Origin of the sequence: Streptomyces dryopteridis, assembly GCF_049606955.1 — a bacterium.
In the GTDB taxonomy this organism is placed as follows: Bacteria; Actinomycetota; Actinomycetes; order Streptomycetales; family Streptomycetaceae; genus Streptomyces.
The window spans coordinates 5,657,265-5,674,251 of the sequence record NZ_CP187113.1; the positions used below are offsets into that span (position 1 = coordinate 5,657,265).

The 16,987-nt window shown below is 75.5% G+C and carries 14 protein-coding genes; 9 read left to right on the top strand and 5 right to left on the bottom strand.

Annotated elements, in window-relative coordinates; genetic code table 11:
• Positions 1–103: 103 nt before the first annotated feature.
• Positions 104–1,459, top strand: a complete 1,356-nt coding sequence (locus tag ACN20G_RS24495; RefSeq protein ID WP_424214967.1) for a 2-isopropylmalate synthase — start codon at positions 104–106, stop codon at positions 1,457–1,459.
• Positions 1,456–2,184, top strand: a complete 729-nt coding sequence (locus ACN20G_RS24500) for a hypothetical protein (protein WP_424214968.1) — start codon at positions 1,456–1,458, stop codon at positions 2,182–2,184. The genes ACN20G_RS24495 and ACN20G_RS24500 overlap by 4 nt, the downstream gene beginning before the upstream one ends.
• Here the strand turns inward: ACN20G_RS24500 and ACN20G_RS24505 are convergent.
• On the bottom strand, positions 2,151–2,603 hold the full coding sequence (locus ACN20G_RS24505) for an SRPBCC family protein (RefSeq protein ID WP_424214969.1): 453 nt from the start codon (positions 2,601–2,603) through the stop codon (positions 2,151–2,153). The two genes, ACN20G_RS24500 and ACN20G_RS24505, sit on opposite strands and share 34 nt — an antisense overlap.
• Positions 2,604–2,758: 155 nt before the next feature.
• On the opposite strand from ACN20G_RS24505, the gene ACN20G_RS24510 reads away from it, so the two are divergent.
• Positions 2,759–2,944 carry a DUF5999 family protein gene (locus ACN20G_RS24510; RefSeq protein WP_424214970.1) on the top strand — a complete coding sequence of 62 codons (186 nt, stop codon included), beginning with the start codon at positions 2,759–2,761 and terminating at the stop codon, positions 2,942–2,944.
• Positions 2,945–3,101: 157 nt separating this feature from the next.
• Here the strand turns inward: ACN20G_RS24510 and ACN20G_RS24515 are convergent, their stop codons facing one another.
• The gene (locus tag ACN20G_RS24515; protein WP_424214971.1) at positions 3,102–5,129 is read right to left on the bottom strand and encodes an ATP-binding protein; all 2,028 of its coding nucleotides are present in this window, start codon (positions 5,127–5,129) and stop codon (positions 3,102–3,104) included.
• Between the two features lie 172 nt (positions 5,130–5,301).
• Positions 5,302–6,255, bottom strand: coding sequence for a fibronectin type III domain-containing protein (locus tag ACN20G_RS24520; RefSeq protein ID WP_424214972.1), 954 nt, complete (start codon positions 6,253–6,255; stop codon positions 5,302–5,304).
• 290 nt (positions 6,256–6,545) lie between these two features.
• Between ACN20G_RS24520 and ACN20G_RS24525 the strand changes: the two genes are divergently transcribed.
• From ACN20G_RS24525 to ACN20G_RS24550, 6 genes are all read left to right on the top strand, one after another.
• Positions 6,546–8,147 (top strand): ABC transporter substrate-binding protein, encoded by a 1,602-nt coding sequence (locus ACN20G_RS24525; RefSeq protein ID WP_424215664.1) that lies wholly within the window; start codon positions 6,546–6,548, stop codon positions 8,145–8,147.
• 23 nt (positions 8,148–8,170) lie between these two features.
• On the top strand, positions 8,171–9,136 hold the full coding sequence (locus tag ACN20G_RS24530) for an ABC transporter permease (protein ID WP_424215665.1): 966 nt from the start codon (positions 8,171–8,173) through the stop codon (positions 9,134–9,136).
• The gene (locus tag ACN20G_RS24535; protein WP_424214973.1) at positions 9,129–10,043 is read left to right on the top strand and encodes an ABC transporter permease; all 915 of its coding nucleotides are present in this window, start codon (positions 9,129–9,131) and stop codon (positions 10,041–10,043) included. The genes ACN20G_RS24530 and ACN20G_RS24535 overlap by 8 nt, the downstream gene beginning before the upstream one ends.
• Positions 10,044–10,114: 71 nt before the next feature.
• Complete coding sequence (locus ACN20G_RS24540) at positions 10,115–11,059, top strand: ABC transporter ATP-binding protein (protein ID WP_424215666.1); 945 nt, start codon at positions 10,115–10,117, stop codon at positions 11,057–11,059.
• On the top strand, positions 11,052–11,768 hold the full coding sequence (locus tag ACN20G_RS24545; protein WP_424214974.1) for an ABC transporter ATP-binding protein: 717 nt from the start codon (positions 11,052–11,054) through the stop codon (positions 11,766–11,768). The genes ACN20G_RS24540 and ACN20G_RS24545 overlap by 8 nt, the downstream gene beginning before the upstream one ends.
• Positions 11,769–11,946: 178 nt before the next feature.
• A complete protein-coding gene (locus ACN20G_RS24550) occupies positions 11,947–13,518 on the top strand; it encodes a hypothetical protein (protein WP_424214975.1) in 1,572 nt (523 codons plus the stop codon).
• A gap of 65 nt (positions 13,519–13,583) precedes the next feature.
• Here ACN20G_RS24550 and ACN20G_RS24555 read toward each other — a convergent pair whose 3' ends face one another.
• Together ACN20G_RS24555 and ACN20G_RS24560 are read right to left on the bottom strand one after the other, a co-directional pair.
• A complete protein-coding gene (locus tag ACN20G_RS24555) occupies positions 13,584–14,672 on the bottom strand; it encodes a hypothetical protein (RefSeq protein ID WP_424214976.1) in 1,089 nt (362 codons plus the stop codon).
• A gap of 330 nt (positions 14,673–15,002) precedes the next feature.
• Positions 15,003–16,874: a glycoside hydrolase family 15 protein gene (locus tag ACN20G_RS24560; RefSeq protein WP_424214977.1), complete on the bottom strand. Its 1,872-nt coding sequence runs from the start codon at positions 16,872–16,874 to the stop codon at positions 15,003–15,005.
• Positions 16,875–16,987 lie beyond the last annotated feature (113 nt).

Here is a 16,987-nt window from a genome sequence, read left to right on the forward strand (position 1 = left end):
TTCGAGCCGCCGGCTTGTGGAACACGACCGGCGTCGAAGATCGTTTCATCCGATCATCCGCAGGGGGCGGATGAGTGACACGGGGAACGAGACGACGACAGCCATGGCCGAACCCGACTTCCGCACGCCCGAACGACCCCACGCGGCCGCGCAGACCGGCGACGAGCACACCGCCGACCCCGCCGATCCCGACAGACGCGCCGACCGCCCCGCGGCCGCCGACCCCGACCCGGTCCGCGCCTCCGCCCGCGCCGGCCGCGTGGTCCTGTGGGAGGAGTCCGCCCGCGACGGCGCCCAGGCCAAGACCCTCATGAGCGCCGAGTTCCGGATCCGCCTCGCCCGCGCCCACGGCGCCCTCTTCGGCGCCGACGGCCCCCGACACGTGGTCTTCGCCGCCGGGTTCCCCGCCGTCGGACCCCAGGAGTGGGAGGCCGTCCGCCGCGTCGCCGACGAGGCCGCCGGCTCCGTGGCCGTCGCCGCCGTCTGCCGCAGCGCCGAACCCGACGTGCGCCAGGCCCTCGCCGCCGTGCGCGGATCCGCCGGCGCCCGGATCATGATCGTCGTCCCGGCCTCCGAGGCCATGGCCGCCACCATGCTCCACCGCACCGCCCGCGAGGCCCTCGAACTCGCCCTGGACCTGCTGAAGAGCGCCAAGGACCGACACCCCGAGATCGCCGTCGACCTCTGCCTCGCCGACGGACTGCGCGCCGACGTGGGCCTGGTCGCCGCCCACGCCCAGCGCGCCACCGAGGCCGGCGCCGGCGTGGTCGTCCTCGCCGACACCGTCGGCGACCGCCTGCCCGGCCAGATCTCCGCCCTCTTCGGGGCCGTCGGAGGCCGGGTCGACGACGAGGTCGTCCTCGCCTCGCACCTCCACAACGACCTCGGACTCGGCCTCGCCAACACCCTCGCCGCCCTCCACAAGGGCGTCCGCGTCCTGTCCTCCTCCTGGCTCGGACTGGCCGAACGCTCCGGCATGGTCGCCACCGAACAACTGATGTTCCTGCTCACCCAGCGCGCCGCCGACCTCCTCGACACCGGCTTCGAACCCTGGTGGACCACCCCCGACCTCACCGGACTGCCCGCGATCGCGCACATGGTCTCCGAGCACACCGCCACCCCCCTCACCGTCACCACCCCGATCGTCGGCACCGGCGTCGGCACCCTCTCCACCGGCACCCCCTTCGTCCGCCCCGAGCTGTTCCAGCCCTTCGATCCGCTGGCCGTCCTCGGCATCACCCCCCAACCCGTCCTCACCCACCTCGCCAGCGCCCGCGTCGTCACCGCCGTCGCCGCCCGGCTCGGCCACCGGCTCGACGGCCCCCAGGCCCGCGCCGCGATGCGCTGGGTCAAGGACGAGGCGTACCGCTCGGGCCGGGCCCTGGTGCCCGATCGGCTGTTCGCCGGGTGGCTCGCCGGTCTCGCGGCGGGCGAGGACGAGGAGTCGCCGCGATCATGAACGCCATGACACCCCCCGACGAGCCCGCGCACCCCGCCCCCGGCACCGCCCCCACCGCCCTCGACCCGGCCGCCGCCCGCGCCGCCCTGGCCCGGGGCGAGGCGGTGATCCTCCCGAACGCGGCCCCCCTCACCCACGTGGTCGCCGGTATCGTGCCCGGCGCCGTCAACGCCGCCAAGGGCCGCCCCCGCGCCCAGGCCGTGGCCCTGTGGGCCCACCACCCCCGGCTGCGCGCCGAACTCGCCCCGCGCCTCGCCCTCGACCCGGGCGGCTGGGCCACCGCCGTACGCCTCCTGGACCGGGAACGGATCACCCTGCTCGTCCCCCTCGCCGAAGGCCCGACGGGCCCGGCCGGCGCCCTCCCCGACTGGCTCGCCCCCGCCACCGTCGACGGCTGGACCCTGCTCTTCGGCGCTCGCGAACCCGCCCTCGCCGCCGTGCTCGACCCCTTCCCCCGGCTCTACGTCAGCAGCGCCAACCCCACCGGCCGCGCTCCCGTGGCGAGCGCCGCCGAGGCCCTGGCCGCGTTCCCCGCCGGCACCCGGGTCCTCGCCGACCACCCGGAACTCGCCGACCCGCCCGCGTTCCCCGGCCCCCGCCGGGCCACCACCACCCTGCGCCTGTGGCCCGACGGCCGCCTCGACCACCACCGCCCGGGCGCCCAGTGCGCCCCCCACCCCACCCCGGCGGCCTACCTGGCCACGCTGCGCCCGCCGGGGGCCTGAGCGGCGCCCAGGACGCGGTCCAGGGCTCGGGCGAAGAGGCGGCGGCCGGCGAAGGAGATCAGGGGGTCCGCCCAGCCCAGGCCGGGCAGGGAGATCTCCTCCCGCCACAGCACCCAGCCGGGCCGCACCTCGATCCGGGCCCAGCCGCGCACGATCCGGCCGCGCTTGACCAGGCGCACCACCCCGGGGGCGCCCTCGCGCGGCGGGTCCCAGCGGACGATCTCCATCGGGTCCGCGAACGAGAGGCGCCCCACGCCCGTGCGCGCCGTGAACACCGTCCCGACCCGTGAGGGCCCCGGCGGGGTCACGGTGGTCCGGGTGAGCGGCACCGAGGCCCCGTGTCGCTCCCAGTCGGTCACGAGCGACCACACCTCGGTCGGCGGACGATCGGTACGGCGCGAGATCCGGATATCGGGCATGAGCGCATCGTAGGCGGGCATGTGCTGTCCGAACGGGATCTCCCGAATGCCTTCCGCGGAGAGGTGGTGATCGGCAATACTCCTCGCCACCGTGGACGACGGCCCACCGGGAGACCGGCGGGCGACCCGCGTCCCGCCTGCGAGGAGGTGCGCTCATGTGCGACCACCAACCACCCTGCCCGTCCGTCGACAGCGCCGACCGGGACGCCGCCCGGGCCGTGGCCTCCCACCCCGAACAGGGGTGGAGCCTGTTGTGCAACGGCGCGGTGCTCTTCGACGACACCGGCGAACTGCTGCCCGACGGTCGCACGGTGGAACCCCACCGCCCGGCCCTGGTCTGAGCGAGGAGGCCCCCATGCGCCGACAGCTCGTGGTGCGCAAGCCCACCCCCAAGCCCGCTCCCCGGGATCTCGACCTCAGGACCCCTTCGGGCCGTCCCCTGCCGTACTGACCGCCGCCCCCGTCCCGCCGCCGATCGGGACGGGGGCGGCCCCGTTCTCAGTACGCCGGGTCCTTCGTGCCGTCGGTGTAGGCGGCCTCGAAGGCCCGATCGCCGATGCCGGCGCGGGCGCGCCGCTCGCCCTCGTCGCGCAGGGCCTTGAGCGAGGGGCTGTTCATCTGCGGCAGGCCGATCGTGCGCCACCAGGCGTGGCCGGTGCCCAGCAGGCGGGCCGCGGTGGCGCCGTCGCCCTGCGCGGCCGTCGCGGCGGCCAGCAGGTCCAGGCCGAGGGCGATGCCGATCCGGTCGCCGAGCAGGCGTTTGCCGCCGAGCATGGCCCGCACGTGGCGGGCCGCCTCCTCCGGGTGTCCCAGCCGCAGGGCGGCGACGGCCAGCACGTAGTCGGCGTAGGCCCGCAGCCAGTGTTCGTCGAGGTCCACGCATGCCTCCCGCAGCACCCGGGCCTCCGCCGCCGCCTCCTCGAAGCGGCCGAGGTCGCACAGGGCGTACCCCGTGACCAGTCGGCACATGAGCCGGCCGACGCCGTCCGCGCGCCCGCCGAGGGGCAGGTGCGCGGCCGGGCCGGAGAGGCGGAGGGCGAGGGCGGGGTCGCCCGGCATGAGGACGGCGAAGCCGTGCAGGTACGCGGCGCGCAGTCGGCGTTCGGGGTGTCCGCCGTCGCGGGCCGCGGCCTCGCAGCGGCGGGCCCAGTCGTGGGCGGTGCCCAGGTCCCCCTGGAGCAGGGCGGTGATCCCGAGGGCCCACATGGCCTGGGTGTGGGCGGGGCCCTCGCGGGGGGCGAGGTCCAGGGCCCGTTCGAGTCGGCGCCGGCCCTCGCGGGTGTGGCCGCAGCAGAACCACAGGAACCACAGGGCGCCGGCCATGGCCAGGGCGGCCGGCGGGTCGGTGGCCAGCAGGTGGTCGAGGGCGGTGCGCAGCTGGGGGTGGTCGGCGGTCATCCGGCGGTGCCAGTCGAGTTGGGCGGGGCCGAGCCAGCCCATGTCGGCGGCGTGGGCGAGGGCCGCGTACCAGTGGGCGTGGCGGTCGGCGACGGCGCCCGCCTCGCCGAGGGCGTCGAGCCATTCGTGGCCGTACTCGCGGATGGTGTCCAGCAGCCGGTAGCGGGGGCCGGCCGCGCCCTCCTCGGTGCGGTGGACCACGGACTTGGCGACGAGGGCGTCGAGGACCTCGTCCACGTCGTGCGGGGAGAGGGGGCCGCCGGCGCAGACGGCGCGGGCCGCGCCGAGGTCGAAGTCGCCGGTGAAGACGGACAGCCGGGCCCACAGGAGGCGTTCGAGGGGGGCGCAGAGCTCGTGGCTCCAGCCGATGGTGGTGCGCAGGGTGCGGTGGCGGGGGAGGGCGTCGGGGGAGTCGCCGGCGAGGACGTCGAAGCGGGTGCGCAGGCGGTGGGCCATCTGGTCCACGGTCCACTCGTGGAGGCGGGCCCCGGCGAGTTCGATGGCCAGGGGGATGCCGTCGAGGCGGCGGCAGATGTCGCCGGCGACGGCCCGGGTGCGGGGGTCCTCGAAGAGGTCGGCGCGGCGCCGGCCGGGGTGGGCCAGGGTGCGGGCCCGCAGCAGCCGCATGGCCTCGCTGTGCGGGCCGTCGGTGGGCAGCGGGGGGACGGGGACGAGGTGTTCGCCCCGGTTGCCGAGCGGTTCGCGGGTGGTGACGAGGACGGTGAGGTGGGGGGCGGACTGGAGGAGTTCGCCGATCAGGTGGCGGCAGGCGGTGACGAGGTGTTCGCAGGTGTCCAGGACGATCAGGGCCCGTTTGTCGGCGAGGTGGCCGCAGAGTTCCTCGTCGGGGGAGCGGGTGGTGTGTTCGGTCAGGCCGAGGGCGTGGGCGACGGTGGCGGTGAGGAGGGCGGGGTCGCGCAGGGGGGAGAGGTCCACCCACCAGACGCCGTCGGGTCGGTGGTGGCGCCGGTCGCGGCTGAGGGCGCGCAGCGCGAGTCGGGACTTCCCGACGCCCCCGACCCCGACGAGGCTGATCAGGCGGCGGGTGGGGAGCACGGCGTCGAGGAGGGCGAGTTGTTCCTCGCGCCCGACGAAGGTGGCCGTCTCCTGCGGCAGATTTCCCGGCATGGGGTCAGAGTCTCGCGCAGCCGGGTTCCGGGGCGAACCCGGCTGATCGCTGTTGATCGAGTACTCACCGAACACCGCTGTATTGTGCGCGGAGTTCGGCGTCGGGCAGAAGGTTTCGGGTGCCCGCTCATCCTTACGAGGGGGCACACTCCCGAATGTGCGGGCGGGCCGGTCAGAGGGTGACGCGGCGTTCGGCGGAGAAGGCGCCCCAGGTGCCGTCGGGGAGTCGGGCGCGGAGCTTGAGGGCGCGGACGGTGCCGGCGGGGGCGGTGTCGGTGAGTCGGTACTCGGCGCGGCCGGTGGGGACGGCGCCCTCGCCGAAGTCCAGGGTGGTGACCGCCTTCCCGTCGAGGTACACCTCGTAGCTCGTGATCGGCTTCTCGCTCGCCGGGGGCGTCCAGCTCAGGGTGATCTCGCCGCCGGCGGCGCGCGCGGCGAGGTCGGCGGGCGCGGTGCTCGGGCCCTCGCCGGCGGCCGGCGGGGTGGCGGCGTCGGCGGCGGGGCTGTCGGGGGAGGAGTTGTCGGCGCCGTCGCGGGCCCGCACGGTGAAGGTGTAGACGGTGTCGGGGCGCAGGGCGGGCACGGTGGTGCGGGTGGAGCCGGCGGGGGCGGTGTGCACGCGGACCCCACCCTGGTACACGTCGAAGGCGGTGGTGTCGGCGGCGTCCGGGCCGCTGCCGGGGGTCCAGGTCAGGGTGACGGCGCGGGGGCCGTCGACGCGGGCGGTGAGCGCGGTGGGGCGGGGCGGGGGCGTGTGGTCCTCGGGGCGGGCCGCGGGGGTGGTGGCGGTGACCTCGGGGGCCGGGGCGGAGAGGTTGCCGGCCCGGTCGCGGGCGCGGGCGGTGAAGCGGTGGGCGGTGCCGGGCGCGAGTCCCGTGACGTCGGTCATGTGCTTCTCGGCGGGCAGTTCGGCGACCACCTTCCCGTCCCGCAGGACCTGCCATCCGGCGAGGTCCCCGTCGGGGTCGGCGGGGGCCTCCCACATGACGTGGGCGGAGCCGGAGCTGCCGGCCTGGGCGGTGAGGCCGGTGGGGGCGGCCGGGGCGGTGGTGTCGGCGCAGCCGGTCGCGCCGAGGGCGAGGAGCAGGGCGCAGGCCAGTGGGCGGCCGGGGCGGGGGCGTCGCACGGGTGCCTCCGGGTGGGGGGAGCGGGGACGGGCGGGGATCGGGGGGACGGGCGCGCGGATGGGGCCGCGATCCATATTGGTCCAGACCAACTGTCCTTGTATGTCACGGGATCCGGCCCCGCCACAAGGGTCGGCCGCGATCGGATCCGACCGCCGGGACCATTCGTCCGCCTCGGTCCACAGTCGACCCGATGTGGTCGTTCCCGGACCGGATCTGGCATTATTGCGATCCCTTTGCAATAAGCGGTAGATCGGAAGTGTCACGCATGACGGCCCGGACCAAGCCCCGGATCCCCGCCCGGACCACGCGCAAGGCGGCCGCGGTCGGCCTGGCCGGCGCCCTCGCGCTCACCGCGGCGGCCTGCTCCAAGCCCTCCGGCGGCGGCGCTTCCCCCGCCGGGAAGGGCGAGGAGTCCGTGGTCGTCGGCATCGCCAACGAGCCCGAGACCCTCAGCCCGCTCCTCGGCTACGGCAAGGACGGCAACTCGAAGATCTTCGACGGCCTCCTCGCCCACGACACCGACATGAAGCTGAAGCCGGCCCTCGCCGCCGCCCTGCCCGAGGTCTCCGCCGACGGCCTGACCTACACCTTCACCCTCCGCCAGGGCGTGAAGTTCAGCGACGGCGCGCCCTTCGGCGCCCGGGACGTGGTGGCCACCTACCGCACCGTCCTCGACCCGAAGACGAACAACCCGTCCAAGGGCGAGCTCGACGCCGTCGCGAAGGTCGAGGAGAAGGGCGCCGACACGGTGGTCTTCACCCTCAAGTACCCCTACGCCCCCTTCGCCGAGCGCACCGTCCTGCCGATCGTCCCCCACCGCGCCACCGAGGGCGGCGACGTCAACGGCGGGGAGTTCTCCACCAAGCCCGTCGGCACCGGCCCCTACGTGCTGACCGACTGGTCCAAGGGCGAGAAGATCTCCTTCAAGGCCAACCCCGACTACTGGGGCGGCGCCCCGGCCGTGAAGAAGCTGACCATGGCCGTGGTCAAGGACGACGACGTGCGCGCCACCCGGCTGCGCTCCGGCGAGCTCGACGGCGCCATCCTGCCGCCCAACCTCGCCAAGACCTTCGCCAAGGACAAGGACCGCACCACCCTGACCGCCAAGTCCTTCGACTACCGGCAGGTCACCCTCCCCACCCACAACAAGGTCACCGGCGACCTCGCCGTCCGCCGCGCCCTCGACATCGCCGTCGACCGCCAGGCCATGGTCGACAAGCTCCTCGAAGGCGCCGGCAAGCCCGCCTACGGCCCGGTGCCCACCGACAGCCCCTGGTTCACCGCCGGCACCGAACGCCGCCACGACCCCAAGGCCGCCGAGAAGATCCTCGACGAGGCCGGCTGGAAGCCCGGCGAGGACGGCATCCGCGTCAAGGACGGAGTCCGCGCGAGCTTCCCCCTCTGGTACACCAGCGGCGACAAGATCCGCCAGGACCACGCCCTCGCCTTCGCCTCCGACGCCAAGAAGATCGGCGTCGAGGTCAAGACCGAGTCCGGCGGCTGGGAGGTCATCGAGCCCCGCATGAAGACCGACGCCGTCCTCGCCGGCGGCGGCTCCCCGGCCGACCCCGACTTCGACCAGTACCTCACCCTGAAGTCCTCCCTCGGCGGCGACGGCTTCAACAACATGGCCTGGTACGACAACCCCGCCGTGGACGCCGCCCTCGAAGAGGGCCGCAAGAGCGGCGACCGCGCCACCCGCAAGAACGCCTACGACACCATCCAGCGCGAACTCGTCGAGAACCCCGGGTACGTCTACCTCACCCACATCGACCACCTGTACGTGCTGAACGACCGCTGGGACGGCCCCAGCACCCAGGTCGAACCGCACGACCACGGCCTGGGCTCCGGCCCCTGGTGGAACGCCGAGTCCTGGAAGCCCAAGAAGTGACCGCCCGGCTGCCCTGGCGGCCGATGACCCGCATGGTGGGGCGGCGCGCGCTGCTCGCCGCCCCCGTGCTGCTCGCCGTCACCTTCGGCGTGTTCGCCATCGCCGCGCTCTCGCCCTTCGACCCCGTCAAGGCGTACGCCGGCACCGCCGGCCTCACCGCGACCCGCGCCGAACTCGACCAGCTCCGCGCCAACCTCGGCGTGGACCGGCCCCTGGTCGCCCGCTGGTGGGACTGGCTCACCTCGGCCCTCGGCGGGGACCTCGGACAGTCCTCGGTGATGCGCCAACCCGTCTCCGACGTGATCCTCGAACGCGTCGGCTGGTCCGCGCTGCTGGCCGGCACCGCCTTCGCCGTCGCCATCCTCCTGGGCACCGTCCTCGGCGTGCTCGCCGCCCGCCGCCAGGGCGGCCCGCTGGACCGCGTCGTCTCGGGCCTGGCCTACACGCTGGAGGCCGCGCCCGCGTTCTGGCTCGGCCTGCTCGCCGTGTGGTTCTTCTCCGTCCGGCTCGGGGTGCTGCCCTCGGGCGGCCTCACCGACGCCGACAGCGACGTGGTCACCCTCGACCAGGTCGCCTCCCACCTCGTGCTGCCCGCCCTCGTCCTGGGCGTCTCCCAACTGCCCTGGTTCTTCCTCTACGTCCGCCAAGGCGTCGCCGACGCCCTGGAGGAGGACCCCGTGCGCGGCGCCCGCGCCCGCGGCCTGGCCGACCGGACCGTCCTCCTCGGCCACGCCCTGCGCTCCGGAATGCTGCCCATGCTCACCCTGATCGGCTCCCGGGTCCCCGAGCTGATCACCGGCGCGCTGCTGGTGGAGACCGTGTTCAGCTGGCCCGGCATCGCCGCCGCCACCGTGCAGGCCGCCACCGCCGTGGACTTCCCGCTGCTCGCCGCCCTGACCGTGCTGGCCACCGCCGCCGTGCTCGCCGGCAACCTGCTGTCCGACCTGCTGTACGGGTTGGCCGATCCGAGGGTGGGCTTCGATGGCTGACCACGACACCACCCTGGTGAAGGACGCCCCGCGCACCGCGCCCGCACCCCCGGTGTGGCGCTCGCGCGGCCCGCGCCGCCGCTCCACCCGCGTGCTGCGGCTGCGGGTCTCGGCCGCCGTCACCCTCCTGGTGGCCCTGACCGTGCTGATCGTGCCGCCCCTGGTCGACCTCGACCAGCAGGCCGTGGACCTCGGCGCGCGCCTCCTGCCGCCCTCCTGGGCACACCCCTTCGGCACCGACGACGTGGGCCGCGACCTGCTGCTGCGCTGCGTGCACGGCCTGCGGGTCTCCCTCCTCGTCGGACTCGTCGCCGCCCTCGTGGCCACCGTCGTCGGCACCGTGGTCGGCGCCGCCGCCGCGGCCTTCGGCGGCTGGACCGACCGGGTGCTGATGCGCCTGGTCGACACCTTCTCCTCGGTGCCGCACCTGCTGCTCGGCATCTTCATCGTGGCCCTGTTCCGGCCCGGCCTGTGGCCCGTGGTGGTCTCCGTGGCCCTCACCCACTGGCTGTCCACCGCCCGCATCGTCCGCGCCGAGGTCCTCTCGCTGCGCTCCCGGCCCTTCGTGGACGCCGCGATCTCCGGCGGGGCCTCCCGGCTGCGGGTCGCCGTCCGCCACCTGGTGCCCGGGGTACTGCCCCAGGCCGGGCTCGCCGCCGTGCTGATGGTCCCGCACGCCATGTGGCACGAATCGGCCCTCTCCTTCCTCGGCCTGGGCCTGCCCGCCCACCAGGCCAGCCTCGGCAACCTCGTGCAGAACGGACGCGGCTCCCTCCTCGCCGGCGACTGGTGGCCCACCCTCTTCCCCGGCCTGTTCCTGATCGTGCCCACCCTCGCCATCGCCGGACTCGCCGGCGCCTGGCGCGACCGCCTCAACCCCCGTCGCCGCTCGGAGCTGACCCTGTGACCCGCCCGCCCGACGCACCCGCCCCCACCGGCCCCGTGCTGTCCGTCCGCGAGCTCTCCGTCCGGTTCCGGATGCCCCGGGCCGCCCCCGTGGCCGCCGTCACCGAGGTCTCCTTCGACCTCGCCCCCGGCGAGTGCCTCGCCCTCGTCGGCGAGAGCGGCTGCGGCAAGTCCGTGCTCGCCTCCGCCCTCCTCGGACTGCTGCCCGGGAACGCCGAGACCGCCGGCTCCGCCGTCCTCGACCCGGCCGGCGCCCACGCCCTCGACCTGGTCACCGCCGACGAGACCACCCTGGCCCGCCGGGTCCGGGGCCGCCGCGTCGGCCTCGTCCCGCAGAGCCCCGCCGCACACCTCACCCCCGTGCGCACCGTCCGCGCCCACGTGGAGGAGACCCTGTGGGCCCTGCGACCCGCCGGCCGCGACCGGGCCGGGCGCCGCGCCCGGCGGGAGGCGCTGCGCGAGGCCGGGGAACGGGCCGCCGACCGCGCCGCGTTCCCCCGCGACCACCTCGACCGCCACCCGCACCAGCTCTCCGGCGGCCTCGCCCAACGCGCCGCCACCACCCTCGCCCTGATCGGCGACGCGCCGCTGCTGCTCGCCGACGAACCCACCACGGGCCTGGACCGCGAACTGGTGCACCGCACCGTCGACGAACTGCGCGCCCACACCCGGGACACCGGCCGCGCCCTGTTGATGATCACCCACGACCTGGCCGCCGCCGAACGCATCGCCGACACCGTCGCCGTCATGTACGCCGGCCGGATCGTGGAACACACCGCCGCCGACGCCTTCTTCGGCGCCCCCGGCCCCCGCCACCCCTACGCCCGCGGCCTGCTCGGCGCCCTGCCGGAACGCGAGTTCGCGCCGATCCCCGGCAGCCCGCCCGCCCTCGCCGCCCTGCCGCCCGGCTGCGCCTTCGCCGCCCGCTGCCCCGCCGCCGACGACACCTGCGCGACCGTCCGCCCCGCCCCCGTCGCGGGCCTCGCCTGCCACCACCCGGAGCCGACCCGTGCTTGAGCTCGTCGACATCACCGCCGGCCACGACCGGCACGCCGCCCCCGCCGTCACCGGCGCCCACCTCACCCTCACCGAGGGCCGCGCGATCGGCCTGCTCGGGCCCAGCGGCTGCGGCAAGTCCACCCTCGCCAAGGTCGCGGCCCTGCTGCACCGCCCCGACCGGGGCCGCGTCCTCCTCGACGGGCAACCCGTCACCGGCTTCCGGCACCGCGCCCCGCGCGCCGCCCGCACCGCCATCGGCGTGGTCTTCCAACAACCCCGGCTCTCGGCCGACCCGCGGCTGCGGCTGCGCGACCTGATCGCCGAACCCCTGCGCGCCGTCGGCCGCCGCGAGGAGGCCGCCGACCGGGTCGCCGAACTCGCCGCCGAGGTCGGCCTCGGCGAGGACCTGCTGGTCCGCCGGCCGCACGAGGTCAGCGACGGACAACTCCAACGCGCCTGCCTCGCCCGCGCCCTCGTGCTGCGCCCCCGCCTGCTGATCTGCGACGAGATGACCGCGATGCTCGACGCCTCCACCACCGCCGCCCTGGTCGGCGTGGTCGAGGCCCACCGGGCCGCCACCGGCGCCGGGCTGCTCGCCGTCGGACACGACCCGGTGCTGCTGGAACGCTGGTGCGACAGCACCCTCCCCTGGTCCGAGGTGACGGGGGTTCCGGCCGGCGAGATCCGGCCGCCGGCCACCGCTCGCCGGGGCCCCGACCCCGGGTAGCGGACGCCCGCCGGCGGCCCGGCCCACACCGGCCCGAGCGGCGCCAACTCCCCCCGCTTGATCGACTGTTGCGCGTTCGTGAACCGTGTCCCGGGGCCATGGACTCCTCGACGTCGGCGATCTAGCGTCCCGTGGCGGCGCGACACCCACACAACCGAAGAGAAGGGAGGCCGTCGGGATGCTCCGAAAAGCCTGGAACCTGGCCCTGGTGCCGGCCCTCGCCGCCCTCGCGATCGTCAACGGGATCACACCGGCCGCCGCCGACGAGATCCCCAAGGCCCCCGGGCACCGCCTGGTCGACTCCTACACCGGAGCCCCCGCGACCGCGAACCCGCTGCCCGGACAGGCCCCGCCCCAACACCCGTACCTCGCGCCCAACGGGCGCAGCGGCATGCACTCCGACGCCGCCGGCAGCGCCACCAGCCCCTGGTCCGGCCCGCTCGGCAAGAACCCCGAGGTGCGCAGCGAGAAGATCGCCGCCCTCGGCGGGGAGTGCGCCACCGTCACCTTCGACTCCGGCGGCCGGCTGGTCACCGTCTGCGGCACCTTCACCGGCTTCCTCGTCCGACTCCTGGACCCGCGCACCCTGACCACCCTGGCCGAGTACAAGCTGCCGCAGCGCTCCTCCACCGTCGAGGCCGTCACCAGCCTGGACTTCTCCAAGATCTTCAAGGACACCTCCGGCGGCGCCTACTTCTTCCTCGACAACGAGGACCGGGTCGTGCTCGCCGACTCCCGCCAGCACGTCCTGCGCCTGGCCCACGGGCAGAAGCCGGACGGCGGCTGGCAGTTCACCGTCGAGAACGACTGGGACCTCACCGGACAGGTCCCGCACGACTGCGCGAGCTGGACCAACCTGTGGCCCTCGGGCACCTGCGACCCCGTCACCTCGGTCATGCCCGACTGGGACGGCCGCATCTGGTGGGTCACCCGCCAGGGCCGCGTCGGCACCGTCGACCCGCGCACCGACGCGATCCGCTCGATCCGCCTGACCGGCGAGGAGATCCAGAACTCCTTCTCGGTCGCCGAGGACGGCGTCTCCATCGTCACCGACCACGCCCTGTACAGCTTCCGCGCCGAGGCCGACGGCACCCCGAAGGCCCAGTGGCGCGAGACCTACGACCGGGGCACCGGCACCAAACCCGGCTCCGTCAACCAGGGTTCCGGCACCACCCCCGACCTCTTCGGGGACGGCCTCGTCGCCATCACCGACAACGCCGACGACCGGATGAACGTCCTGGTCTACCGCCGCGACCCGAACCTGCCCGCCGGCACCGACCGGCTCGTGTGCACCGTGCCCGTCTTCGGATCCGGCGCCTCCACCACCGACAACTCCCTGATCAGCTGGGGCAACAGCCTCGTGGTCGAGAACAACTACGGCTACGAGAACCCCACCACCCTGCTGCTGGGCAAGAGCGTGGTCGGCGGGGTCACCCGCGTCGACGTCCGCCCCGACGGCAGCGGCTGCGACACGGTCTGGCAGAGCGCGATCCGCTCCCCCTCCACCGTGCCCAAACTCTCCACCGGCAACGGGCTCCTGTACTTCTACGAGAAGCAGCCCAGCGTCTGGGGCATCGACGCCTGGTACCTCACCGCCGTCGACTTCCGCACCGGCGAGCGCCGCTGGAGCCGACTGACCGGCACCGGCGCCCTCTACGACAACAACTGGGCCCCCATCACCCTCGGCCCCGACGGCACCGCCTACGTCGGCGTCTTCAACGGCATCGTCGCCGTCCGCGACACCGACTGAACCGCACGCCGCACACGGGGGCGCGCCCGGGCCTCGGCCCGGACGCGCCCCTCGCCGTGCGGGGGTCAGCCGCGCAGCACGCGGTCCTCCGGGCGGCGGGCGGCCGGCTCCGGGCGGAACTCGTCACCGCGTCGCACCGCCGGGACCAGCAGCCCCAGCGCCGCCCACACCGCGACCGCCGCCGCGGCCGGCCAGGCGAACACGCCGCCCAGGGTGGCCGGCAGCGGGTCCAGCGCGCCGAACGAGGCCAGCCCGTGCAGGGCCAGCACCGCCAGGGCCGTCGCCGCCACCGTCAGCCAGGCCCGGGGGCTGCCGCCGCGCACGGCGAGCCAGCCGCCCAGGGCCACGCACAGCACCGTGACCGTGGGCAGGATCACCGCCGAGGTGCCGCCGCCCGGGATGCTCTGGGCGACCGCCGGCAGGTGCAGCAGCCCGCAGGCCGTCAGCAGCGCCGCGCCGAACCAGCGCAGCACCCCGTCCGCCACCCGCCCCGGCCGGTCCGCCGGCCGCTCGCGGGGCCTGGCCGGGGCGGCCGGGCGCGGTGGGGCCGCGGCGGCGGGGGCGCCGGCCGGCGGGGCGGGCGGCCAGGGGCGCGGTGCGGCGAGCGGGTCGGCGGCGACCCGGGGGACCGGTCCGGTCCACGGGGCCGGGTCGGGCCCGCCGGTCGGGTCGGCCGCCCCCGGGTGCGGCCGGCCCGACGCGACGGGGCCGGGCGTGGGGACCCCGTGCGCGAGGGCGGGGTGTTCGGGGGCGAGCGGGGCCGCCCCGCAGGCCGGGTCGGCGTCGTCGGTGAGGATGCCCACCAGCGCCGCCACGTCCTCCAGCGAGCGTCCGACGGCCGCCGCGCGCAGCGCCGCGTCCACCTCGCTCGGGTCGTGCGGCGGCACCCGCAGCAGGGCCACCAGGTGCCGCACCTCGTCCAGCGGACGGGCCACGGCCGCCGCGCGCAGCGCCGTCTCGGTCGCCTCCGGCAGGGCCCCGGTCCGCTTCAGCAGCCCGACCAGGTCCGCCACCTCCTCCAGCGGCCGAGTGGTCGCCGCCGTCCAGAGCAGGGTCTCGACGGCCGCGGGGTGTTCGGGGATGTCCGGGTTGAGGACTCGGTCGTCCCCCTCGAACTCGGAGGGACGAGCCGGGTCACTCGGGTCAGGTTTCATGGAACCGCTCCATTCAGGGCGCACCGGGGCAGAACACCCCAGTGGCTCGCACACATTCACGGAATGCGTACGTCTGACTACATTCCATGGGCATCCGGCGTGCTCCGCCATTCGGGAAGTCCCGAAAACGACCCGAGTGGTCCCTGTGGGTGAGGAGTCGGCCGATCGGAGCAGCGGACCCCCGCTCGGCCGACGCCCGCCCGGGGACCCGCCCCGAGCGGGCGGGCCGCCCGCCGCAGCGGGCCGGTCCGGGCCGGCGGGCCGATCGGGTGAGCCCCACCGGCCCCACCCGTCCCGGCCGCGGGCCGCCGCCCCCCGAACGGGCGCCCCTCAGTCCCGCCCGGCCGACGCCCGATCGGCCGCGTCCCGCTCCGCCGCCCCGCTCAGCGCCAGCGCCGAGTTCACCAGGCCCACGTGACTGAACGCCTGCGGGAAGTTCCCCAACTGCCGGCCCGCCGCCGGGTCGTACTCCTCCGCCAACAGCCCCACGTCGTTGCGGACCGCCAACAACCGCTCGAACAGCTCCCGCGCCTCCTTGTCCCGCCCCGTCTGCACCAGCGCGTCCACCAGCCAGAAGGAACAGGCCAGGAACACCCCCTCCGAACCCGGCACCCCGTCCACCGCCTGCCCCGCCACGCTGTAGCGCCGCAGCAGCCCGCCCTGGTCCAGCTCCCGCCGCACCGCCTCGATCGTCCCCAGCACCCGCGGATCGTCCGGCGGCAGGAACCCGGTGCGCGGGATCAGCAACGTCGCCGCGTCCAGCTCCTCCGAGCCGTAGGACTGCGTGAACGTGTTCCGCTCCGGGTCGTAGGCCCGCTCGCACACCTCCCGGTGCACCTCGTCCCGCATCGCCCGCCACCGCTCCGCGTCGCCCTCCAGCCCCGGCTCCCGCTCCAGGGACCGCACCGCCCGGTCCGCCGCCACCCACGCCATCACCTTCGAGTGCGTGAAGTGCCGGCGCGGGCCCCGCACCTCCCACAACCCCTCGTCCGGCTCCCGCCAGGTCCGCTCCAGGTACTCCAGCAGCGCCGTCTGCACCCGCCACGCGTGCGCCTCCGAGGGCAGCCCGGCCTCCCGGGCCACGAACAGCGAGTCGATCACCTCCCCGTACACGTCGAGCTGCAACTGCTCCACGGCCGCGTTCCCGATCCGCACCGGCCGCGAGTCCGCGTACCCCCGCAGCCAGCCCAACTCCGCCTCCGGCAGCCGCCGCTCCCCGCCCAGCCCGTACATGATCCGCAGGTCCGCCGGGTCCCCGGCCGCCGCCCGCAGCAGCCAGGCCCGCCAGTCCCGGGCCTCCTCGGTGTGCCCCGTGGACAGCAACACCCCCAGCGTCAGCGTCGAGTCCCGCAGCCAGCAGTACCGGTAGTCCCAGTTGCGGACCCCGCCGATCTCCTCCGGCAGCGAGGTCGTCGCCGCCGCCACGATCCCGCCCGTGGGCCGGTACGTCAGCGCCTTCAGTGTGATCAGCGAACGCGTCACGGCCTCCTTGTACGGGCCGTCGTAGGTGCACCGCGCCACCCACTCCCGCCAGTCCGCCACCGAGTGCTCCAGCGCCTCGAACGGGTCGACCAGCGCGGGCCGCGGCTCGTGCGAGGGGTGCCAGGTCAGCACGAACGCCACCCGCTCCCCGGCCGCCACCTCGAACTCCGAGTGGGTGGCGTTCTCCTCGCCCCAGGTCCGCACCGGCGGCTCGCTGCGCAACCACACCGAGTCCGGGCCGGCCACGGCCACCCGGTGCCCGTCGCAGCGCCGCACCCACGGCAGGGTGTGCCCGTAGTCGAAGCGCAGCCGCAGGGTGCCGCGCACCGTCACCCGGCCCTCGATCCCCTCCACGATCCGCACCACGTCCGGCGCGGTGTCCCGCTGCGGCATGAAGTCCAGGACCCGCACCGCGCCCTCCTCGGTCTCCCAGACCGTCTCGACCACCAGGGTGTCGGGCAGGTAGCGGCGCCGGGTCGCGTGCTCCCCGGGCGCGGCCCCGGCCGGCGCGATCCGCCAGTGCCCGTTCTCCTCGTCGCCCAACAGCCGGGCGAAGCAGGCGCCGGAGTCGTGCCGGGGCAGGCACAGCCAGTCGACGGAGCCGTCGCGGCCGACGAGGCCGGTGGTCATGAGGTCGCCGATGACGGCGTAGTCCTCGATCGGCGGGGTCGGGACGGGGGGCTGGGGGTGACGCGTCTGCGCGTTTCGGATCCGGTTCACGCCTTCGCTGTTTCCCGAAGAGGGGGCACGTCAAGCGGTACGCGTCCGGACGGGTGGCGGACACGCCGCGGCGCCCGCTCCCGGGGTGGGGGAGGGGCGCCGTGTCGGCGGTG